Source organism: Streptomyces sp. NPDC088116, from assembly GCF_044741745.1.
GTDB lineage: Bacteria > Actinomycetota > Actinomycetes > Streptomycetales > Streptomycetaceae > Streptomyces.
Window position 1 is genome coordinate 318,507 of sequence record NZ_JBIUTF010000007.1, and the last position, 21,484, is coordinate 339,990.

The window sequence follows — 21,484 nt, forward strand, 5'->3', positions numbered from 1 at the left end:
ATCAGTTCACCTCGAAGGTCGTGCCGATGCCCATGCCGGTGATCCACTGGGGGACCGGCTCGTAGCTCGTCCATACGAACGGCTTGTCCACGGCGGCCTGCCCGATGAGCCAGGTACGTATCTCGTGCCCGCCGCTCCCGGCCCGCTCTTCGAGGCCCTCGTCCCCCAGAGCGGTGATGGGCGTGAGGTCCGCGGCGGTCAGCTGTTCCAGGAACCAGCCGTCCCAGGTGGAGTTGACGTGCGCGTGCGGATCGCCGCCCATGGCCCGGACCCGGGGTTCGCGTGCCGCGGCGAAGGCCTGGAGGTTCGCGCGCCCGTGGATGACCGCCTCCCGCCGCTCGCCGGCCACCGCGGGGTCGCGCGGATCGTTGGGCGGAAGCCAGTGTGAGAGCCCGCCGCTGGCGACGACGAGGACGCGCCCGGGGAAGTCGGCGCCGCGGAGGGCCTCGCCGAGGGCTCTGCCGAGCCGCACGCAGCGCGGCATGCTCGGCAGCGGCGGGGCGGCCGTGTTGACGATCAGCGGTACGAGCGGGACCGGACGCCCGCCGCAGACCATGTCGTAGCCCTGCGTCACACCGTGGTCGACGGTGAGCGAGTAGGACAGCGACAGGTCGAATCCGGCCCCCGCGAGCGCATCGCGCACCGACCAGGCCAGCTGTGCGGCGACCGGCAGCGGCCCGGACCGGCTGCCGAAGTCGCCGAATCCCACGGCCTGTTCGACACCGAGGACGAACGGTGGCATCTGGTCGTAGAAGTTGGCGTGGAAGTGGTCGGGACCGATGACGACGACGGCGTCGGGAGCCGACCGGGCCACCGCCTCGGCCACCCGGGCGGCGTCGGCGAGGAACCTGCCGCCGGGCTCCGAGGGCCCGCCCGGCGGCGTCATGGTGGCGAACGGCGAGTGCGAGATGCCGACCAGGCCGATGATCTCGCTCATACGGGATCCTTGCCGCGGATGAGGAAATGGCGGTGCGCGCGCAGGAACTCGTCCGGCTTCTCCCACTGCGGCCAGTGGCCCGCGTCCGTGATCACGTGCAGGCGGGCGTCGGGCAGCCAGCGCAGCAGCAGTTCGGCCTCGTCGAGCCCGCCGGTGGGATCGTGGTCGGTCCACAGCAGCAGCGTCGGCGCGGTGATCCGGCCGACCCAGGCCGGGCGCCAGGCGAAGTCCTTGCGCACCTCGGGGTCTTGCAGGACGAGAGTGTTGGTGATCGCCTGGAGGAAGCCGGTACGGCCGTAGACCGCCCGGCGGAGGTTCACCAGCTCGTCGGTCACCATCTCCTTGTGGTGGAACAGGAACTCCACCCGGCGGCGTACCGTCTCGTCGCTCGGATCCCGGACGGCGGCCAGCGTGCTCTCGCGCATCCGGACCATCACCTCCGGCTTGTCGGCGATGTTGCCGGGAGTGTTGAGAACGAGCCGCTCGACGCGGTCCGGGTGGTGCGCGGCCGTCCAGGCGACCACCCAGCCGCCGAGCGACTCGCCGGACAGGTGCGCCGAGCCGATGCCCAGGGCGTCCATCAGCCCGAGCAGGTGGTCGGACAGGACATCGATGGTGTACGGCTTGTCCGGCAGGTCGGACCAGCCGTGGCCGACCATGTCGTAGGCCGTGACGCGGAAGTCCGCGGCCAGTCCCGCGATGTCGCGGGCGTAGGCCTCCAGGTGCCCGCCGGTGCCGTGCAGCAGGATCAGGTCGGGGCCCGACCCCGCCCGCAGCACCCGGGTACGCACGCCGCCCACGTCGACATGGCGGAGTTCGTGGTCGACATCGGCCAACTCGCCCCAGAGGCTTATGTGTTCGGGCAGCGTGCTCATCGTGAATCCTCTCCGAAGCGGGCACGGGCCTCGGCGACGGTGACCAGGCCCGCGCTCTGCCGCCGTCCGACGCCCAGCATGCCGAGCAGCCGGGAGTTCTCGATGGTCAGGAACTCGACCGGCTCGGCGGCCGAGTCGTTGTAGTGGCGGTGCCAGGTCCACGGCGGGGTGTAGACGAAGTCGCCGGCCGACCAGGTCTCGGTCTCGTCCTCGACCTCGCTGTGCCCCTCGCCGCTGATGACGAAGTGCACCGTCTCGTGGTGGTGCCGCTGCATGTCCGAGCTCAGCCCCGGCGGGATGCTCTGCCGGAAGATCTCGAAGGTGGTGGTCGGCAGCTTCCCGGCGATCGAGAGTGTGGTCGGGTTGTGCACCTGGTCGGCCGGGAGCGTCTCCAGCTGCGCCGCGCGTACGACGACCGGGCGGGCGGCGCCGGGCCGCACGGTATCGGAGATCGCGCCGAGGAAGTCGGCCAGCGCGAATCCGTCTCCTGACTGGGCCATCAGATTGTTTCCGTCCTTCCGCCGTCGACCGTGAGTACGGTCCCGTTGATGTAGCCCGCGGCCGCCGAGGCCAGGAAGGTCACGGCCGCCCCGATCTCCTCGGGCCGTCCGGCCCGTCCGGCCGGGATGCCCGCCGCGTCCGCCGCGTCGAGGTCCTCGAACGAGGCCGCGGCGGTTCGGGCGCGAGCGTCCAGAATCTCGCGGCGGCGCTCGGTCGCCGTGGCGCCCGGCGCCACGCAGTTGACCGTGACCCCTTCGGCCGCGAACTCCCGGGAGAGCAGCTTGGCGGCCGCGGTGAGTGCGGACCGCAGGACCACGGACGTCGCGAGGTCCGGCTGGGGCCGGCGCACCGCCGCGGAGGTCACCAGGACGACCCGGCCGAAGCCCCGCGCGGCCATGCGCGGCAGGGCGAGCCGCGCCAGTCGCAGCGGGCCGAGCAGCAGCAGTTCGAAGGCCTGCTGCCAGCGTTCGTCGTCGACCTCGAGGATGCGGCCCGGCGGGGGTCCGCCGGCGTTGAGCACGAGGACGTCGAGCGCGCCGTACCGGCTCTCCGTCCCGTCGAGGGCCGCCGCCGCGGACTTCGGCTCCGACACGTCGTTGACCAGCGCGTGGACGCTGCCGCCGGTGTCCCTGCCGAGTCGCAGGGCCGCGGACTCCAGCTGGTCGGCACGCCGCCCGGTGATGACGACGCGGTGGCCCGAGCGCAGGAGCTGTTCGGCGACGGCGTACCCGATTCCGGCGCTGCCCCCGCCGACGAGGGCGTTGCGAGCGTTGATGGCAGCCTCCTGGTTTTCGGGCACCGCTGATTCCGTGGGCCGGGGTTCGCGGGTGCTGGGGTTCCCGACCGGGTCACCGGTCGCGGCGGGTCTATCGTGGCCCGCATGAACCCGGGAACCAACGTTGAGTCCCGCTGAGCGGGACGGCGACGCTCCGGCCGCGGGCGGCCTCGATCGCGCCGCGGCGATCTTCGGCGCCTTCGACGCGACGCACCGCGCCCTGACCCTCGCCGCCCTCGTCGCCCGCAGCGGACTGCCGCGCTCCACCGCCCACCGCACCGCCGACCGGATGATCCGGCTCGGCTGGCTCGACAAGCCGAAGGACCGGTACCGGATCGGCAATCGCCTGTTCGAGATCGCGAGCCTGGCCCCCATCCGGCTCCAGCTGCGCGAGGCGGTGCTGCCCTTCTTGCAGGACCTGCACAGCGCGACCAAGGTCACCGTGCAGCTCGGGGTGCTCGACGGCGCACAGGTCCTGCTCGTCGAGAAGATCACCGGCCATCGGCCGATGCCGATGCTTTCCCAGGTCGGCGGGATCATCCCGGCGCACTGCTCCGCGCTGGGCCGCGCGATCCTCGCCTACAGCGACACCGAGACCATCGACGCGGTGCTGGCCGCCGGCCTCGAGCGCAGGACGCCGCGCACGCTGACCGATCCGGTGGCCGTCCTGCGTGAGCTGACCGCGATCCCGCCGCGCGGCTGGGCGGTCGAACGCGAGGAGGGCAACATCGGGGTCAGCTGCGTGGCCGCCCCGGTCTTCGGCCCGCTCGGCGAGGTGGCGGCCGCACTGTCCGTCACCGGCCCCTCCGGCCTGATCCGGGCACAGACGATCGGCCCCGCCGTGCGCCTGGCCGCGGCGGCAGCGTCCCGGGCCTACTGCTCGCGCCGGTGACCGTCGCCGACTGTCACCGAGCCGCCGCGGACCAGCCGGACGTGATCACAGGCGCGATGCGGAGTCCCGCTGAGTGGGACTTCTGATTGCCGATCAGGCCGCGCGGCCCGCACGCTGTCAGCGCTGACACACCGACGGCTCGCCGGTGCGGCGACCTCAAGGAGACGTTGATGACTCTAGGCGGCGGCTACATGCTGCCCTCGCGCGAGGGACAGGCGATCGCGGCGATCGGGCTCGGCATCACGACGAAGACCGACGGCAGTTCGACCCGTGACGCGTACTCGATGTTCGAGTACACGGTCCCCCCTGAGACCGACGGGCCGCCCCCGCATGTGCACACCCGCGAGGACGAGTCCTTCATCTGCCTGGCCGGGCGCCTCGACGTCCACCTCGGCGGCGAGGACTTCGTCCTCGAACACGGCGACTACCTGTACCTGCCGCGGGACGTGGTGCACGCCTTCCGCAACCCGTACAAGGAGGAGTCGCGGGTGATCTCCGTGGTCTCGCCCGCCGGGCTGGAGCGCTACTACCAGGCGCTGGCGGACATGCCGCCCGGACCCAAGGACATCTCACTGATGAAGAAGATCATGGCCGACTTCGGTATCGAGCTCCAGCTGCCGCCCGAGGTCGCCCAGTCATGAGGATCGCGATCATAGGAGCCGGCTTCGCCGGTCTCGCCACCGCGAAGGTGCTGACCCAGGCCGGCCACGAGGTGCGGGTGTTCGACAGGTCCCCGGACGTCGGCGGTGTGTGGAGCCGGACCCGGCGCTACCCGGGCGTGACGACGCAGAGCCCGAAGGCGCAGTATTCGCTCTCGGACTTCCCCATGCCCAAGAGCTACCCGCAATGGCCCAGCGGCGCCCAGGTCCAGGCCTACCTCGCCGCGTACGTCGCCGAGTTCGGCCTCGAATCCGCCCTGCGCCTGCGCACCGAGGTGACGGCGGCGCGCCCGGTCGGCGACGGCCGCTGGATGCTGGAGACCCGCGACGCCGGGGGAGCGGAGTCCGTGGAGGGAGCGGAGTCCGTCGAGGAATTCGACCGGCTCGTCGTCGCGAACGGAGTGTTCTGCGAACCCCTGGTCCCGGCGTTCGCCGGCCTTGAGGAGTTCACCGCGGCGGGTGGGCGGCTGCGCGCGGCCACAGAGTTCCATGACGCCGAGGAGGCCCGCGGCAAGCACGTCCTCGTCGTCGGGTACGGCAAGTCGGCGTGCGACGTCGCGGTGGCGGTCAGCGGCGTCGCCGCCGGTACCGATGTGATCGCCCGTCAGCTGCTGTGGAAGGTACCGCGCAAGATCGGCGGGATCGTCAACTTCAAGCTGCTGCTGCTCACCCGGCTGGGCGAAGGACTCTTCCGCTACCTGCGACTGCGCGGTTTCGAGAAGTTCCTGCACGGTCCGGGCGATGGCCTGCGCCGCCGGATGATCAACTTCGTCGGCTCGGTCTCGGTACGGCAGTTCGGCCTCGCGAAGCTCGGCCTGGTTCCGGCCGGACGTATGGAGGACATCGTCCGCGGAGCCATCGGGCTGGCGAGCGAGGGCTTCTTCGAGGGCGTCGCGGACGGGAGCATCACCGTCCACCGCGACCGGACCATCACGCGGCTTCTCGCCGGGCACGACGGCCCTGTGGCCGAGTTGAACGACGGCAGCAGGCACCGCGCCGACCTGGTGCTCTGTGCCACCGGCTTCACCCAGGGCGTGCCGTTCCTGCCCCAGGAGACCCGGCGACGACTGTTCGACGAGCGTGGGAACTTCATGCTCTACCGGCAGATCCTGCCCCTCGGTGTTCCCGGGCTCTACTTCAACGGCTACAACTCCTCGTTCTTCAGCCCGCTCAACGCCGAGATGGCGGCCCTCTGGATCGCGGCCGACCTCGCGGAGGCGGTGGCGCTGCCCGGCCCCGAGGCCATGCGCCGGGCCGTCGTCGAGCAGCTGGCGTTCATGGACGAGGCCACGGACACGCATCACTGCCGAGGCACCAAGATCATCCCGTTCTCGATGCACAACGTCGACGAGGTACTCGGCGACCTTGATCTGAACATCGGCGCCACGGTCCGGGCCTCGCACTGGCTGGGCGCGGTCGATCCCGCCGCCTATCGGCGGGTGACCCCGTCGCTGCTGCGGCGGCTGACACCGGGCGGGCCGCGACCTGAGCCCGGATCCAACGGTCCGACGCCTGTGGACAGTTTCTCCGGAAAGGAAGAAGTACCTCTCGACCCACGATGACGGATCTCTCCGCCGGCCGGGGGCGTCGGCGCATCCGCGGCAGATCGTGGACTCCCCCACCGGCCCGTCCCACACCATGACCGGAACTCTCAGACGAACTGGCCGCCGTCCGCCCGGAGTTGCCTGCGCAGGATCTTGCCGTTCCCGTTCCGGGGCAACGCGTCCAGCCATACGACGTCGTGCGGGACCTTGTACCAGGACAGCCGGGATCGGGCGAGGCCGATCAGCTCGGCGGCCAGGGCATCGCTGTCCGTGCCTTCACCGGCCCCGGTTCCGGGCGCGGCCACCACGTACGCGCGCAGACTCGTGTCCCCGGCCGGACGCCGCACGGCGCTGACCGCCGCCTCAAGCACGCGCGGGTGACTTTCCAGGAGCCGTTCGACCTCGCCCGGCACCACGTTCTGCCCGCCGATCACCTCGACGTCGTCGAGCCGGCCGTGCACGTGCACGACCGCGTCCTCGTCGACCGACGCCAAATCCCCGGTCGGCCACCAGGTGTCGGTCAGCTGCCGGGGGACGGGGCCGCTCCCCCGGGCGACGCCGCGCGTGGCGAAGGGCACCCGTATGTGCAACTCCCCCCGCCGCCCCACAGGCAGGACGTGCCCGTCGGCGTCGACAACGCGCACCGGCCTGCCCTCGAAGGCCGGCCCGACCGCCGAGGGCAGGCTGTACGCGGCCGGCCGGCCGGCGGCGATGCTGCCGATCTCGGTCGCGCCGTAACCGTTGATCAGCCGGTCCCCGAGGACCGGCACCAACCGCTCGCGCAGCCGGGCCGAGAGCACCTCCCCGGCGCACACCGCCAGCCGGAGCCGGCCGAGCACCTCGGTGTGACCGGGCTCCAGCAGCAGCCGCGCCAGGAAGCTCGGCTGCGCGAACAGGGTCGTGACCTGGTGGCGGCGCATGAGCTCGACCGCGGCCGCCGGGGTCGCACGCGGACGCGAGAGCACGGCGATCTGCCCGGTTTCGAGCGTGGTGAACAGCGTGGCACTCAGCCCGCCCAGGAAATACATCCGCGACACCGACAGCCCGACGGCCCCGGGTTCGGCGACCTTGTACGGCGCGCGCCCGCCGACGAAGTTGCCGTGGAGGAAGAAGCACAGCTTCGGCGCGCCCGTGGTGCCGGACGTGAAGAGGGCGAGCGCCGGCTCCTCCCCGCCGTCGGCGAATCGGGTGTCCGGCGCTGCCGCGACCAGCGGTTCGACCCGGGTGGTCGGGACCGGCCCCGCGGTGTCGAGCCATCAGGCGGTGTCCGGGTCGATCACGATCAGCGCGGGCTCCGCCGTCGCCACGTCCCGCGTCAGGTCCTCCCGGCTCATCTGGACGTTGACCGGCACGGCGACAAGACCTGCCTGCCAGGCCCCGAGTAAGCACCAGACCATCTCCACGCTGTCGGGCAGGGCGAGCACGACCCGGTCACCACGGTGCAACCCCGCGGCCCGGTACCCGCCGGCGACCCGCGCCGCACCGTCGAAAACCTGGTTGAACGTCCAGGCGCGGTCGTCGGCCAGAAAGGCGACACGGTCGCTCCACCCCTGCTCACGGGCGCGCTCGGCCAGGTGCTGCGTGATGTTCTCCGACATACCCACGGACATCTCCTTTACCGGCCTCTTCCGCATGGTGCCGCCCACGACCGCGCGCAAAATACCAGTGCGTGAGCGCCGGTGATACCTCAACGACGCTTTACGGAAAAGGAGTTCGGGTATGTCGGCCGGCCGCCCCTTGCAACCGGCCTGCCCCTTTCACCCGAGCGTGGCCACGAACTCGCCGAGCCGGGTGAGCCCTTCACGCAGCTCGTCCGTCGACGCGGCGTACGAGAGCCGGACATGGGTCTGTGCCGTGTGGTCGCCGAAGTCCTTGCCCGGAGTGAGGGCGACGTGTGCCTGCCGGAGCGCTCGCTCGCAGAACTCCCAGGACGTGAGTCCGGTGCGGCTCACGTCGAAGTAGACGTAGAAGGCGCCGTCGGGCGGGACGGGTACCGGCAGCCCGATCCGTTCCAGACCGTCGAGAACGAGCGCGCGCCGCCGGGCGAACTCGGTGCGGCGGTCTTCGCAGACCGCGAGGGACTCGGGAGTGAAGCAGGCCAGGGCCGCATGCTGCGCGGGGGCGGAGGCACAGAGGAAGTAGTTCTGGGCCAGGCGCTCCATCGCCGGTACGAGGGACTCCGGAACGACGCACCAGCCGAGTCGCCAGCCGGTCATGCCGAAGTATTTCGAGAAGCTGTTGACGACGATGGCGTCGGGGTCGAACGACAGCGCGCTGCGCGGCGGCCGGCCCTGGCCGTGCTGGTCACCGTCCTTGCCGTCGCCGTGGTCGCTCAGGTCCAGGTAGATCTCATCGACGACGCGCCACGCCTCGCGCTTGCGTGCGAGGCGGCAGATCGCCGCCAGTTCGTCGGCCGGAACCGAGGTGCCCGTCGGGTTCGACGGGGTGGCGATCATGATCCCGCGGGTCCGGTCCGTCCAGCTCGACCGTACCGATGCCGCGTCCAGCTGAAAGCGGGTCCCGGCAGTGGTGGGTACGAGAGTGACGCGGGCGCCGAAGCTCTCGACGATCTGCCGGTTGCAGGGATATGACGGGTCCGCGATGACCACCTCGTCACCGGGGTCGACGAGTGCGGCGGCGGCCAGCACCAGGGCGGCCGAGGCTCCCGCGGTCACCACGACCCGGGAAGGGGCGACCTCGACGCCGTGCCGGTCCCCGTAGAACCGCGCGATCGCCTGCCTCAACGCGGGAAGCCCGAGTGACGCCGTATAGGTCATGGGCCTGCCGTCCATCACCTCCCGCATCGCGTTCAGAACGGCCGGGGGCGCGCCGAAGTCCGGTTCGCCGATGCTGAGTTTGACGACGTGGTGCCCCTGGGCCTCCAGCGTCGCGGCCTGCTTGCCGAACTCCATCGCGTAGAACGGGGCGACGGACTGGGCGCGTTGCGAGATCCTCATGCCATGACCTCCGGTTCGATCGCTGCCAGGAGTGCGAGGACGGACCGGTTGACCGGGACGTCGACGCCGTGGCGTTCGGCGGCCCGGACCACGGCTCCGGTGAGGGCGTCGTATTCGAGGGGGCGCCCGGCGAGGCGGTCTTCCCGCATCGAGGTGGTGCTGCCCTCGGGGACGTGCTGGAGCCAGTGCAGGGCGCGTTCGACGTGCTCGTCGGTCAGCGCCGCGCCGTCGGCCCGGCCGGCCTCGACCGCCTCGGCCATGAGGCGCCGGGCGATGCGTTCGATGCCGGGATCGCGCATGACGTCCGCTCGCCGACCGGTCAGGGCGGTCAGGGGATTCGCGGTGATGTTGGTGAGCAGCTTCGTCCACGCGACGGTTCTCAGGTCGGCCTCGGTGGAGGTACGCATCCCGCCGGCCTCCAGTTCGGCGGCGAGGGCGGCGCCGGAGGCGTCGTCGGGCAGTGCGATGTCGAGTGCGCCGACCCGCCGGAGGCGCGCGTGTCCGGGGGCGGTGCGCTCGACGTTGAGGTAGACGACGCTCGGCACGATGCGGGCCGGTCCGACGTGGGGCGCGACGCGTTCGTGCTGTTCGACGCCGTTCTGCGCGACGAGCACCCTCGCGTCGGGGCGCGCGAGCGCGCGCAGCCAGTGCGCGACCGCCGTGGTGTGATGCGCTTTCACGGCCACGATGGCGGTGGTGTGCCCCGCGATGCCGGCAGGGTCGGTCACATGACGGACCGGCCAGGTCTCCCGTACGCCGTCCTCGGTGATCCCGATGCGATCGACGGGTTCGCGCCCGCCGCAGACCGTGATCGACCGGCCGGCTCGGGCCAGCGCGGAGGCCAGCGAGAGGCCGATCGCGCCCGCACCGATGACCGCTACCGGGCGCTCGTGCTGAGTGTCCATGCTGAAACGATCCCTCTTCCGTACTTCCTTATCGAGGGAAGGCTAGGCGCTTTACAGACGAAGGTGTTTCCATTTTTTCTTCAGATCCTGGATCTATGAGGGACAATCTTCTCCATGGATGACCTGGACCGGAAGATTCTTGCCGAGCTACAGCAGGACGGCCGTCTGACGGTGACCGAGCTGGCCGCACGTGTGAAGCTGAGCGTGTCGCCCTGCCACCGGCGTGTGCGCGACCTCGAACGCGCGGGTGCGATCCGCGGCTACCGCGCCGTCGTGGACCCGGCCGCTGTCGGCCTGGACTTCGAGGCCCTGGTCTTCGCCACCCTGCGCTGGGAGGACCGCGACACCGTCGCCGCCTTCGAGGAGGCCGTGGCAGCTGTCCCGCATGTGATGCAGGCCCAGCGCCTGTTCGGTGAGCCCGACTATCTGCTGCGTGTGGTGGCCGCCGACCTGGCGGCCTTCCAGCAGCTCTACGACCAGCGGTTGGCCACGCTCCCGGGCGTCCAGCGCCTGACCTCCACCCTCGTCATGAAGCATGTGGTCAACGACCGTCCGCTGCCTGCCTAGCCGTTGTGCCGTCTCGCGTTCTGGGGCGCGCGGTCACTTACTTGGACTCGACGCGTCCCAGCGCGTGGGGGTCGGCCGTCAGCGCGTCCCGCGCCGTCTGCCAGGCGGGATCCCCGGGGTGGAGTTCGGTGCGGAGGTAGGCCCAGGTGAGCCGCTGGACCACGGACACCCGCTCGGGGTTCTCGTCCGTGGTCTCGGCGACGTCGTATCCGGAGATGCCGCCGAGCCCGTGCCCCGCGCCGAACAGGGTGAGCAGCGACTTGGGGCCGGGGGAGAGGGTGTACGGATCGGCGTGCCAGTCAGGGCCCGAAACCGTCAGGTGGGCGGAGTCGTCCTTGTCGCCGGCGACCACGAGCGTGGGCGTGGTCATCCCGGAGAAGTCCGGGGTCGAGAGGAAGGGCCAGTTCGCGGTCACGGATTCGGTGACGGCGTCGCCGCCTCTGCCGGGCGCGGCGAGCAGCACACCCGCTTTGATCCGGGGCTCGGCCAGGCTCACCACCGTTCCGTCGTCCGGATCGGTGAGCCGGGCGCCCAGCAGCAGGCTCGCGGTGTGCCCGCCCATCGAGTGCCCCGCCACGGCGACCTTGCTGTGGTCCAGGCGCCCGCGGAGCCGCGGGACCGCGGCCTCGATCACGTCGAGCTGGTCGAGGACGCGCGTCATGTCCTCGGCCCGCGATCGCCAGTACAGGGGCGCCCCGGGGGTGCCGGGGTCCAGGCTCAGTGTCGTCGAGCTCAGGTGGGTGGGCTGGATCACGGCAAAGCCGTGCGCCGCCCAGAAGTTGGCGAGGGGGGCGTAACCGTTCAGCGAGGAGAGGTTGTTCGAGTGGCCCTGACCGTGCGAGAGCAGGATGACCGGCAGGTCGCTCCCGGTCATGGGCACCGAGACCCGTACCTCCAGGTCCACGGCCCGGCCGGGAGCGGGCAGCACCACCGGGCTGACGGAGAGGACCGGAGCGGGTGAGCCGAAGGTGCCGGCCTCGTGAGCCGCTTCACTCATGATGCGCACTTCCGTTTGAATCTAAAGCGGAACCTTGTTCCGATTAAGATACGGAGCGCTGTTCCGCTTTGTCAACGGCAGCCACCGGAGGAGGGTGTGCTGCCCTTGGCGGGCGTCTCGGGTGCCTCGCGCGCGGGGGCCGCGGCGTTGGCGTAACGGCGGGCCAGGTGCGCGAAGGCGTCCTTGAGTTCCGCCGGGCCGACGATCTCGATGTCGGCGTCGAACATGCCGAGGGTCGCGGCCAGGCCGGGCCACGACCATGAACCCAGGCTGAGCCGGCAGCGGTTCGGGCCGAGTTCCTCGACGACCCCGTCGCGGGAGTAGGGGGACACGACGGCGGCGGGCAGATCGAGGATCACCTCGCCGCGGCAGGGCCAGTCGCCGGAGCCGTCGGAGCCCCGGAACCTGGCGGTCACGAAGGCGGCCACGTCGCCTCCGGGCAGTTCGCGCGGGGTGAAGCGGGGACCCGTAGGGGTATGGGGGGTGATCCGGTCCGCACGGAAGATGCGCCAGTCGTCACGGTCGAGGTCCCAGGCGACGAGGTACCAGCGCCCGCCCCAGGTGACCAGGTGGTGCGGCTGTACCCGGCGCGGAGGGGGAGGGGATTCGGCGCGGTCGCCGTCGGCCGCCTTCGACGGGAAGGCGCGGGTGTGGTCGAAGCGCAGCACCTCGCGGGCGTGGACGGCGGCGCTGAGCGCCATGAGCACGCTGCTGTCGGCCTGCGGATCCGGCCGGTTCGCGGGCCGCTCGACGGCGGTGATCCGGAGAGTGTCGATACGGTGGCGCAGCCGTGCGGGCATGACCTGCCGGACAGTGTTCAGCGCGCGTGCCGCCGCCTCCTCGATGCCGGCGCCCGCGCCGGTTGCGGTGGCGATCTGGAGTGCGACGGCGAGGGCGACGGCCTGCTCGTCGTCGAACAGCAGCGGGGGCAGCTCCGCGCCCGCGTCGAGCCGGTATCCGCCGTCGGGCCCCTTGAAGGCCACTACGGGATAGCCGAGTTCGCGCAGGCGGTCGACATCACGGCGCACGGTACGCGGGCTGATCTCCAGCCGTTCGGCGAGGAGCGCCCCGGGCCAGTCCCGGCGTGTCTGGAGCAGCGAGAGCAGCGACAGCAGCCGCGCTGAGGTCTTCGGCATGACTCCATGGTGCACCGGAGAAGCGGCCACCTTCTGACCGCTTCTCCTGAGAGGGTCGTCTTGTGCCGGACGCCAGCGAGCCGGACAACAGACAGGAACGACCGGAAGGACCGATCACCGTGACCACCTCGACCACGACACCCTCGCCCCTCGACGCCGAGCGGGCCGACCTGCTCGCCGAACTCGCGACCGTACGATCCGTCCTGATCGACACGGTGCGCGGACTCAGCGACGAGCAGGTCGGTGAGCATCCGACGGTCAGCGCGCTGTGCCTGGGCGGGCTGATCAAACACGTCGCGGCCATCGAGGAGGGATGGATGCGTTTCGCCGTCGACGGCCCGTCGGCGATGAACTTCGACCTGCCGGACGGTGTGACCTGGGACGAGTTCTGGGCCGGTACCGCACGCGAGTTCCCGCAGTGGGCGATCGACCACCGGAACAACTTCCGGATGCTGCCCGGCGAGACGACGGCCGGGATCGTCGCGCGCTACGAGCGGGTCGCCGCCCGGACCGAGGAGATCGTCGCCTCCGTACCCGACCTGTCGGCGTCCCACCCACTGCCGAAGGCGCCCTGGTACGAGCCGGGAGCGGTGTACAGCGTGCGCCGGGTGCTGACACACCTCATCGCCGAGACCGCGCAGCACGCCGGGCACGCGGACATCCTGCGCGAGACGCTCGACGGCCGGACGGCGACCTGACGGTGACGCAGAGAGGGACAGGATCTGGAGGTCAAGGCTCTACAAGGCCGCTCTGATACGCGATGACGACGAGCTGCGCGCGGTCACGTGCGCTGAGCTTCGTCATGGCGCGCTGGATGTGGCTGCGTACGGTCAGCGGGCTGACGACGAGTTCATCGGCGATCTCGGTGTTGGACCGTCCGAGCGCGGCCAGCGCCATCACTTCCCGCTCGCGGACGGTGAGAGCGCTCAGACGCTCGGCGGGTACCAGCCGCGTCTCCGGTTCGGGCGCGGCCAGGAAGCGCGTGATGAGCGCGCGGGTCGCCACGGGCGAGAGAAGTGCGTCTCCCGCGGCCACGGTGCGGATGCCGCCGAGCAGCACCTCCGTGCTGACGTCCTTGCCCAGGAAGCCGCTCGCCCCGGCGCGCAGGGCCTGGGCGACGTACTCGTCGTTCTCGAAGGTGGTGAGGATGAGCACCCGCGTGCCGGACAGGCCGGGATCGGCGCAGATGGTGGCCGTCGCGGCCAGTCCGTCGGTGCCGGGCATCCGGATGTCCATCAGGACGATGTCCGGGTGGTGGGCGCGTGCGAGGTCGACGGCTTCGCTCCCGTCGGCGGCCTCGGCGACGACGGTCGTGTCGGAGACGGATTCGATGAGGATCCGGAAGGTCGCTCTGAGGAGGGCCTGGTCGTCGGCGAGCAGGACGCGGATGGTCATGTGGCGTGGCTTTCTTCTCGCTGCCGCCGGGGCAGCGGCAGTGTGCAGGTGACTTCGAAGCCGCCTTCCGGGCGGGGGCCGGCGTGGAGGGCGCCGCCGACGGAGTGGGCGCGTTCCCGCATGCCTATGAGGCCGAAGCCCTGCCCGGGAGCGGACACGGCCGAAGGGGACATGCCCGAAGGGGACATGTCCGAAGAGGCCGCGTCCTCATTGGTGATCGTGACCGTCAGCAGATCGGCCGAGTAGGCGAGCCGTACGTACGCCGCTTTCGTGGAGGCATGCTTGGCCACATTGGTGAGTGCCTCCTGCACGATCCGGAAAGCGGTGAGGTCCAACCCCGCTGACAGGGACCGTGGTTCGCCTTCGTACGTGACGGACACGTCCAGGCCCGCCGAACCGAAAGCAGCGGTCAGGTCCTTGAGCAGGGCGAGTCCGGGGGACGGGTCCAGCGGCGAGTCGGAGTCGTTGTCCTGGCGCAGGAGCCCGACGGTCGCCTTGAGTTCGCGCAGCGCCGAGGCAGTCGTCTCCGCCAGGTTGTCGAGCATGTCGCGTGCCTGGTCCGGATGGGTCCGTGAGAGGTGTGCCGCCGTGCCGGCCTGCGCGTTGGCCAGGGCCAGGTGGTGGGCCACGACGTCGTGCAGTTCACGCGCGATGCGCATACGCTCCTGAGCCACCCGGTGGCGGGCTTCCTCCTCCCGGGTGCGTTCGGCGTGCTCGGCGCGGGCGTGTACCGCCGACAGATAATCGCGGCGCAGCTGGACGGCGCTGCCCAGGACCGCGGGCAGGAACACCCAGGCGACCGGGTTGACGGTCGTGAGCAGGAGATTGTGGCTGAACGGGCCGGCGATGAGGGCCGTGGCGATCAGCGCCGCGAGGGTCAGGAAGGCGCAGGTACGGGTGTTCCTGCGGTCGGTGCGCAGGCCCAACGAGTAGAGCGCGGCCATGAGCGAGGCCTGCAACAGAGGGGTGAGGAAGAACCCCAGCCAGCTCTCACCCACGGCGCACAGGACGGCCAGTGCCACGACGGTACGGGGATGGGTGCGTCGCCAGAAAAGCGCGGCGCAGGAGATCGCCGACAGCAGCACCGCAGGCCACACCGCGATCGACTCTCCGAACACCTGGCTGCTGACCACACTGCCGCCCACGGAGAACGCGAACAGCGACAAGGCCAACGCGGCGTCCGCACTGCGGGGATGCCACTGCGGGCGAGGCTGCCAGAGGGTGTCCATCGAGTCTCCTCCTTCCTTCTTTCCTTCTGTCTGTTGTCGGCTCCGCCCGACTGCCGGCTCATCGGCAGACACGGGACATGGTGCGCACCCCTCGGACATCGTGCGCGGGGCCGCCCGCTGTCGTCGCGGACGGCCCCCGGGGCCCGGCCCTGCGGGCCCCGGCCCCGGTCAGGAACGGGCCGGCTCCCTGACGCCGGAGCCGGAGCCGGAGCCGGAACCCGAACCAGAGCCCGAGCCGGAGCCGGAACCCGAACCCGAACCCGAGCAGGTGTCCGCGTCAGCGTGCCGCATATCGGTGGTGGGCCGCGACTGAAGTGCCTCGCCCTCCACATCGACGTTCGGCAGCGCCCTGTCGAGCCGGCGCGGCAACCACCATGCCCGTTCGCCGAGCAGGGCGAGCACGGCGGGTACGAGCGCCATCCGCACGACGAACGCGTCGAACAGCACGGCGATCGCGAGCCCGAATCCGATCGTCTTGATCATCGAATCGGGAGAGGCGACGAACCCGGAGAAGACAGCGATCATGATGAGAGCGGCAGCGAAGACGACGCGGGCGCTGTGGCGGAAACCGGTGACGACCGCCTGGGCGGGCCGGTCGCCGTGGACGTACGCCTCCCGCATCCGGGCCACGAGGAAGACCTCGTAGTCCATCGCGAGTCCGAAGACTATGCCCACCAGGAATATCGGCATCAGGCTCATGATCGGTCCGGTCTGCTCCACGCCGAGCAGGCCGGCGCCCCAGCCCCACTGGAAGACGGCCACGACCGAGCCGAGGGCGGCCAGGACCGACAGCAGAAACCCGAGAGCCGCCTTGACGGGGACGAGTACGGACCGGAAGACCAGCAGCAGGAGTACGAAGGCCAGGCCCACGATGACCGTGAGGTAGGGCACCAGCGCGTCCTGCAACGCCTCGGCGATGTCGATGTTCATGGCCGTACTGCCCGTCACCTCGAACGTCGCACCGGTGGCCGACTCGGTGGCGGAGCGTTCGCCCCGGATGGTCTGGACGAGATCCTTGGTGGCTTCCTCGTTCGGTCCGGTGGCGGGCACGGCGGAGAAGACCGCGGTATCGCCCGCCGGATTGAACTGGGCGGGGGAGACGGAGACGACCCCTTCGGTGGCGCCGACCTCCTTGGCGATGCTCGCGACCGCGGCCTTCGGGTCGGCGGTGCCCTTGGCGTCCACCACGACGGTCAGCGGCCCGTTGAAACCGGCGCCGAAGCCGTCGGCGAGGGCGTCGTAGGCACGGCGTTCGCTGGTCGACGTGGGCTTGGCCTCGTCGCCCGGCATCCCCATCCGCAGATCCGTCACCGGCAGCGCGAGGACTCCCAGCCCCGCGACACCGGCCAGCAGCACCGGAACGGGCCGGCGCAGCACGAACCGTGCCCAGCGAGTGCCGCCGTTGTGCTCGGGCGCGCCGTTCGTGTTCTGCGGCACGCCACCGCCGTGCCCGCCCTTGTCCGTACGCCTGCCGCTCCCGCGCGCCGCACGCGAGAGGACGGCGTCCGGCCAGAACCCCAGCAGCGCCGGGACCAGGGTCAGCGCGATGAGGACGGCGACCACGACCGCACCCGCCGCCGCGAGGCCCATCTTGGTCAGCATGGGAACACCGACCACCGAGAGGCCGGCCAGGGCTATGACGACGGTCAGGCCGGCGAAGACGACCGCGGAACCGGCGGTGCCCGCGGCGAGAGCCGCCGCCTCCTGGGGCGTGTGTCCCTTGGCGCGCTCCTCGCGATAGCGGGAGACCACGAACAGCGCGTAGTCGATACCGACCGCCAGGCCGAGCATGGAGGCCAGCGTGCCGGTGGTCATGGACAGACCGAAGGTGCTGCCCAGGGCCAGGATCGAGGCCACGCTGATGCCGACCCCGACGACCGCGGTGAGCAGCGGCAGCCCGGCCGCCGCCGGCGAGCCGAACGTGATCAGCAGCACGACCGCAGCCAGGAGGACACCCACGACCTCGGCCACGCCGCCCGCGGCCGGCTGGGCTGTCAGGGCGCTTCCGCCGGCGTCGACCGTGAGCCCCGCCTTCCGCGCGACGTCGACGGCGCTCTGGAGCGCCTTCTTGCCGGCGTCGGTGAGATCGGCGGCCTTCACCTTGTACGTGACGGTCGCGTACGCGGTCGAGGCGTCCTCGCTCACCGCCCTGGCCCGGAAGGGGTTCACGGCACCGGCGACCTGCGGCCCGGCGCCGGCCTCGGCCACGAACGCTTCGATGGCCGCCCGTTCACCGGCTCCGGTGACCTTGCGGCCGTCGGGAGCGACGAAGACGATCCGGGCGCTCGCCGCGTCGGATTCCGATCCCGGGAAGCGCTCCTCCATCAGATCGAAGGCCTTCTGCGCCTCGATCCCGGGCATGAAGGATCCCTCTTCGGTGGCGGCGGGCGCCATGAGGGCGCCGGCACCGACGGCGGCGAGAACGGCCGCCCACAGCAGTACGACGGGCCGGCGGCGCCGGAACGCCAGCCGGCCCAGGCGATGGAGGATGGTAGCCACGAGTCAGGAGTCTCCAGATCTGATCTTGGGTAGGACTCAAGGCTGGCTTGTCCGCCCCCTGCCTGGCGTCGTGCGCCTGCTGACTCTTTGCGCTGCCGAAAGCGCAGTAGGCACCCGTGCCCATGTCCTCCGTGGGTATGACTCGCCCCCGCCGTGCGGGAGCATCGGCCCCGGTCCGTACGCGTACGGGCGAGGTCGACCGGAGCGCGTCGGCGGAGTAGCGTCGCAGCGTACTGAGCAAGCGCTTGGAGAGGTGCCCGTGCCGCAGACCGACCCCGCCGAGGCGGCCCTGACCGGGCCAGGGGCGCCCTTCGCCGTCGTACGGGCCGAGAACGGTTCGCTCATGTACGCCGACGGCCCGCGCACCCTGCGCGAGTTCGTCGAGGTCACCTGGGCGTACGGCGACCGGCCGTTCCTGATCGCCGGGGAACGGACCGTGACCTACGGGGAGTTCTTCGCCGCCGCGTCCGCCCTGGCCAACCGCTTCGTCGATACGTACGGACTGCGCCCCGGCGACCGCGCCGTCATCGCCATGCGCAACCACCCCGAGTGGCAGATCGCCTTCTGGGCGGCCCAGTTGGCCGGGCTGATCGCCGTACCGCTCAACGCCTGGTGGACCGAGGAGGAGTTCACGTACGCACTCGACGGCTGCGCCCCGCGGGTGCTGCTCGTGGACGGTGAGCGGCTGCCGCGCGTCGCGCGCTGGGCCGGGCGCGAGCGGGTGCGGACCGTCGTCTTCCATCACGACGGCGAGGTCGGTGACCGGACCGAGCGGTACGAGGACCTGCCCGCGCCCGGCCCGGCCGTCGCGCCGCCCGATGTCGAGGTACGGGCCGAGGACGACGCCACCATCTTCTACACGTCCGGGACGACGGGGCGGCCCAAGGGCGCCGTCGCCACGCACCTCGCCCAGGCCGGGGCGGCCATGAACCCCCGGTTCCAGGCCGCCGCCTCCGCCCTCGGGCTCGGGCAGATTCCCGGCCAGGGGCCCACGCCCGTCACGCTGATGACCTTCCCCTTCTTCCATGTGGCGGCCTTCACCAGCCTCTACGCGACGATGGCCGTCGGCGGCACCCTCGTCCTGATGCACAAGTGGGACGCGCGGCAGGCCCTGGAACTGGTCCGGCTCCACCGGGTGACGCACTACGCGGGCGTCCCCGCCACCGCGCTCCAATTCCTCGACGCGGCTGCGCGGGAGGAGGCTTCGACGCCCGGCGCCGACCCGCTGCGTACCCTCACCAAGCTCAACACCGGCGGAGCCGCCGCCCCGCCCGACCTCGTCGGCCGGCTCACCGCCCGCTACGGCGAACGTGTGGAGCCCCGCAACGGCTACGGCCTGACGGAGACATCCGGCGGTGTGCTCGCCAACTTCGGTGCGCAGTACCGGCGGTTCCCCGGCAGCGTGGGACGGCCGACGCCCGTCACCGAAGTGCGGATCGTCGTGAGCGGGACGGGCGTCGCGGGCGGGACGGGCGAGGTCGGCGAACTGTGGCTGCGCGGCCAGTCACTCGTACGCGGCTACTGGCGCGACGAAGCGGCCACCGCCGAGGCCTTCTCACCCGACGGCTGGTTCAGGACCGGCGACCTCGCGACCGTCCACGACGGGCGTGTCAGCATCGTGGACCGGATCAAGGACATGATCGTCCGCGGCGGTGAGAACGTGTACTGCGTGGAGGTCGAAGCCGTGCTCCACGACCATCCGGACGTCACCGACGCCGCCGTGCTCGGCGTCCCGCACCCGGTGCTGGGCGAGGAGGTCGCGGCGGTGGTGCGGCTGCGGCCGGGAGCCCGGACGGACACCGGGGAACTGCGCGCGTATGTCGCCGGCCGGCTGGCCGCGTTCAAGGTGCCGGCCCATGTGCTCGTACGGGAGGAGCCTCTGCCCCGTAACCCGGTCGGCAAGATCCTCAAGCGTGAACTGCGTGAACTGGTACGGGAGTTCATCCACACGGACAGCGACGGCGACGGCTGAGGCGCGAGCGCCGCCTCCCGTACGAGACCTCCCGTGCGAGACCTCCCGTGCGAGACCTCCCGTGCGAGACTCCCGCACAAGCCCCTCAGGAGCGTGTCACCCGCACCTTGAAATTCCCGTCCGGCTCCCGCGACACCACCGAGATCCGGATGCCGTTGTCCTCGTCCACGAAGGACTGCCCCGGCAGGTACGGCGCGTCCGACAGTTCCGCGTGCACATTGGGACGCCGGGAGCAGCCACCGCTGTTCTTCCTGCTGTCCGCGACCGTGACCGGGCCGCGCCCGGTGTCGACGCCGGAGTCCACCCGGTAGATCAGGACGCCCGGCTCGCACACCGCCTCGTCGTTGCCCGCCCGCGTCCGGACCTCCACCGCGTAACCGGACTCCTTGGAGACCGGTACGAAGGCCAGCTTCGGCCCGCCCGATATCGCCAGCGGACCCAGCAGGTGCTCGCTGATCCCCGGCGCCGACGCACAGCTGATCTGCTCGTCGTCCAGCCAGCCGAGCTTCCACTTGTGCCAGCCCAGCAGATCGTTGTTGGCGCCCCAGTCCTCGGACATGATGTCCCAGTGCCCGACCGTGCCGCCGCCGTCCGGCGTGTAGAGGTCGGGGAGGCCGAAGACATGGCCGTTCTCGTGCGGCAGCACGCGGTAACCGGTGTCGGCGTACGATCCCGAGCCGTCGTCCTGGCGGCTGTAGACGAAGGACGTGTTGGCGAGCGGGACGCCGTCGGCCTGCGGGGCGTCCGTGTTGCCGGAGAAGGTGACGGACAGGACGGTGTCCAGCGCCGAGGGTCCGGCGTTCGGCGTGACCAGGATGTTGACCAGGTCGTACGCGCTGAAGTCCACCTTCGGGTCGGCGGCGGTCACGATGTCCTCGACCAGCTGCCGGTAGCCCGGTTCGTACGGAGCCCCGCGGTCTATCCCGTACTCCTTGAACGGCAGCGGCATCCGCAGCCAGTTCGTCAGCGGGGCCTCGGGGTGGTAGTCGAGCCGCCCGTACGAACTGGTCCTGAACCACTCCGACGTCTTCGGGAAGAACTCCGCGAGCCGGTCGAGCGCCTGGCCGGGGCCCACCGCGTCAGGGAAGTCGATCATGAGGTTGAGGGCGCGGACCCTGCCGGTGGAGCGGGAGTAGCCGGACGGGGTGGGCAGTCCCTCCGACATCTGTACGACCGAGGTGCTCGCGATGCGGCACGGGACGAGGGAGGACTCCCCGGTGGTGGCCACCGACCCGGCGGAGGCGTGGGTGGGAGCGGAGAGGGTGGAACTCGCGGTGGTCAGGGCGGCGAGGGTGAGGGCGGCGAGACCGGCGAGCGCGCCGAGCCGCAGGGAGCCGGTGTGGTAGCCGGCGTCGCCGCGGACCCTGCCGCTCTTCGTCCCGCCGCTGCCTTCGCCGACCTGGGCGTTTCCCTTGTCGCCGGCGGTTCCGTCGCCTCCCGCACCACCGGCACCACCGCCGGTTATGCCTATCCGACGCCTCTGCTGCATGTGGTCGCCCTTCGGGTCCACCGGCAGTCGGCCGTCCAGACTGCTCTCCGTTCGATCACCCTCCGTCCGTCGGCGTGTCGGCGCTCGCTGGGTGCGCCGATCGTGGGTTCTTGCTCCGGTAGTGCGTACGTGTCCCAGGTCACACGAGTGCGCGA

The 21,484-nt window shown here is 71.1% G+C and carries 20 protein-coding genes; 6 read left to right on the plus strand and 14 right to left on the minus strand.

Annotation, left to right across the window (positions count from 1 at the left end; genetic code table 11):
- Position 1: 1 nt before the first annotated feature.
- Genes ACIOJD_RS27595 through ACIOJD_RS27610 form a run of 4 tightly spaced genes read right to left on the minus strand, consistent with a single transcriptional unit; the run spans position 2 to position 3,112 of the window.
- A complete protein-coding gene (locus tag ACIOJD_RS27595) occupies positions 2–937 on the minus strand; it encodes a 2,3-dihydroxyphenylpropionate 1,2-dioxygenase (protein WP_401918428.1) in 936 nt (311 codons plus the stop codon).
- Positions 934–1,812, minus strand: coding sequence for an alpha/beta fold hydrolase (locus ACIOJD_RS27600; protein WP_401918429.1), 879 nt, complete (start codon positions 1,810–1,812; stop codon positions 934–936). The genes ACIOJD_RS27595 and ACIOJD_RS27600 overlap by 4 nt, the downstream gene beginning before the upstream one ends.
- Positions 1,809–2,312, minus strand: coding sequence for a cupin domain-containing protein (locus ACIOJD_RS27605; RefSeq protein ID WP_401918431.1), 504 nt, complete (start codon positions 2,310–2,312; stop codon positions 1,809–1,811). The genes ACIOJD_RS27600 and ACIOJD_RS27605 overlap by 4 nt, the downstream gene beginning before the upstream one ends.
- On the minus strand, positions 2,312–3,112 hold the full coding sequence (locus ACIOJD_RS27610) for an SDR family oxidoreductase (protein ID WP_401918432.1): 801 nt from the start codon (positions 3,110–3,112) through the stop codon (positions 2,312–2,314). The genes ACIOJD_RS27605 and ACIOJD_RS27610 overlap by 1 nt, the downstream gene beginning before the upstream one ends.
- Positions 3,113–3,212: 100 nt before the next feature.
- On the opposite strand from ACIOJD_RS27610, the gene ACIOJD_RS27615 reads away from it, so the two are divergent.
- The 3 genes from ACIOJD_RS27615 to ACIOJD_RS27625 all read left to right on the plus strand — a co-directional run bounded on the left by ACIOJD_RS27615 (position 3,213) and on the right by ACIOJD_RS27625 (position 6,201).
- A complete protein-coding gene (locus ACIOJD_RS27615; RefSeq protein WP_401918434.1) occupies positions 3,213–3,980 on the plus strand; it encodes an IclR family transcriptional regulator in 768 nt (255 codons plus the stop codon).
- A 170-nt stretch (positions 3,981–4,150) separates the two neighbouring features.
- Entirely contained in the window at positions 4,151–4,621 is a 471-nt protein-coding gene (locus ACIOJD_RS27620; RefSeq protein ID WP_401918436.1) for a cupin domain-containing protein, read from the plus strand.
- Entirely contained in the window at positions 4,618–6,201 is a 1,584-nt protein-coding gene (locus ACIOJD_RS27625; RefSeq protein WP_401918437.1) for a flavin-containing monooxygenase, read from the plus strand. The genes ACIOJD_RS27620 and ACIOJD_RS27625 overlap by 4 nt, the downstream gene beginning before the upstream one ends.
- Positions 6,202–6,290: 89 nt before the next feature.
- On the opposite strand, the gene ACIOJD_RS27630 is transcribed toward ACIOJD_RS27625, so the two are convergent.
- From ACIOJD_RS27630 to ACIOJD_RS27645, 4 genes are all read right to left on the minus strand, one after another.
- Positions 6,291–7,394, minus strand: a complete 1,104-nt coding sequence (locus tag ACIOJD_RS27630) for a class I adenylate-forming enzyme family protein (protein WP_401918855.1) — start codon at positions 7,392–7,394, stop codon at positions 6,291–6,293.
- Positions 7,395–7,439: 45 nt separating this feature from the next.
- Positions 7,440–7,781 carry an AMP-binding protein gene (locus tag ACIOJD_RS27635; RefSeq protein ID WP_401918439.1) on the minus strand — a complete coding sequence of 114 codons (342 nt, stop codon included), beginning with the start codon at positions 7,779–7,781 and terminating at the stop codon, positions 7,440–7,442.
- A 159-nt stretch (positions 7,782–7,940) separates the two neighbouring features.
- Positions 7,941–9,140, minus strand: a complete 1,200-nt coding sequence (locus tag ACIOJD_RS27640; protein WP_401918441.1) for a pyridoxal phosphate-dependent aminotransferase — start codon at positions 9,138–9,140, stop codon at positions 7,941–7,943.
- Positions 9,137–10,045 (minus strand): 2-dehydropantoate 2-reductase, encoded by a 909-nt coding sequence (locus ACIOJD_RS27645; protein ID WP_401918442.1) that lies wholly within the window; start codon positions 10,043–10,045, stop codon positions 9,137–9,139. Before ACIOJD_RS27645 ends, ACIOJD_RS27640 begins: the two co-directional genes overlap by 4 nt.
- Before the next feature lie 114 nt (positions 10,046–10,159).
- On the opposite strand from ACIOJD_RS27645, the gene ACIOJD_RS27650 reads away from it, so the two are divergent.
- Complete coding sequence (locus tag ACIOJD_RS27650) at positions 10,160–10,612, plus strand: Lrp/AsnC family transcriptional regulator (protein ID WP_401918444.1); 453 nt, start codon at positions 10,160–10,162, stop codon at positions 10,610–10,612.
- A gap of 37 nt (positions 10,613–10,649) precedes the next feature.
- Here ACIOJD_RS27650 and ACIOJD_RS27655 read toward each other — a convergent pair whose 3' ends face one another.
- Both ACIOJD_RS27655 and ACIOJD_RS27660 read right to left on the minus strand, forming a co-directional pair.
- A complete protein-coding gene (locus ACIOJD_RS27655; protein WP_401918446.1) occupies positions 10,650–11,609 on the minus strand; it encodes an alpha/beta hydrolase family protein in 960 nt (319 codons plus the stop codon).
- Between the two features lie 71 nt (positions 11,610–11,680).
- Positions 11,681–12,745: a helix-turn-helix transcriptional regulator gene (locus ACIOJD_RS27660; protein WP_401918448.1), complete on the minus strand. Its 1,065-nt coding sequence runs from the start codon at positions 12,743–12,745 to the stop codon at positions 11,681–11,683.
- Between the two features lie 119 nt (positions 12,746–12,864).
- Here ACIOJD_RS27660 and ACIOJD_RS27665 point away from each other — a divergent pair, with 119 nt between their 5' ends.
- Positions 12,865–13,443, plus strand: coding sequence for a DinB family protein (locus ACIOJD_RS27665; RefSeq protein WP_401918449.1), 579 nt, complete (start codon positions 12,865–12,867; stop codon positions 13,441–13,443).
- A gap of 31 nt (positions 13,444–13,474) precedes the next feature.
- Here ACIOJD_RS27665 and ACIOJD_RS27670 read toward each other — a convergent pair whose 3' ends face one another.
- From ACIOJD_RS27670 to ACIOJD_RS27680, 3 genes are all read right to left on the minus strand, one after another.
- Positions 13,475–14,140, minus strand: a complete 666-nt coding sequence (locus ACIOJD_RS27670) for a response regulator (RefSeq protein WP_401918451.1) — start codon at positions 14,138–14,140, stop codon at positions 13,475–13,477.
- Positions 14,137–15,369, minus strand: a complete 1,233-nt coding sequence (locus tag ACIOJD_RS27675; protein ID WP_401918453.1) for a sensor histidine kinase — start codon at positions 15,367–15,369, stop codon at positions 14,137–14,139. The genes ACIOJD_RS27670 and ACIOJD_RS27675 overlap by 4 nt, the downstream gene beginning before the upstream one ends.
- A 168-nt stretch (positions 15,370–15,537) precedes the next feature.
- Positions 15,538–17,868, minus strand: a complete 2,331-nt coding sequence (locus ACIOJD_RS27680) for an MMPL family transporter (RefSeq protein ID WP_401918455.1) — start codon at positions 17,866–17,868, stop codon at positions 15,538–15,540.
- Positions 17,869–18,127: 259 nt separating this feature from the next.
- On the opposite strand from ACIOJD_RS27680, the gene ACIOJD_RS27685 reads away from it, so the two are divergent.
- Positions 18,128–19,840, plus strand: coding sequence for a class I adenylate-forming enzyme family protein (locus ACIOJD_RS27685; RefSeq protein ID WP_401918457.1), 1,713 nt, complete (start codon positions 18,128–18,130; stop codon positions 19,838–19,840).
- An 85-nt stretch (positions 19,841–19,925) separates the two neighbouring features.
- Here ACIOJD_RS27685 and ACIOJD_RS27690 read toward each other — a convergent pair whose 3' ends face one another.
- The gene (locus ACIOJD_RS27690) at positions 19,926–21,329 is read right to left on the minus strand and encodes a M6 family metalloprotease domain-containing protein (RefSeq protein ID WP_401918459.1); all 1,404 of its coding nucleotides are present in this window, start codon (positions 21,327–21,329) and stop codon (positions 19,926–19,928) included.
- Between the last annotated feature and the right edge of the window lie 155 nt (positions 21,330–21,484).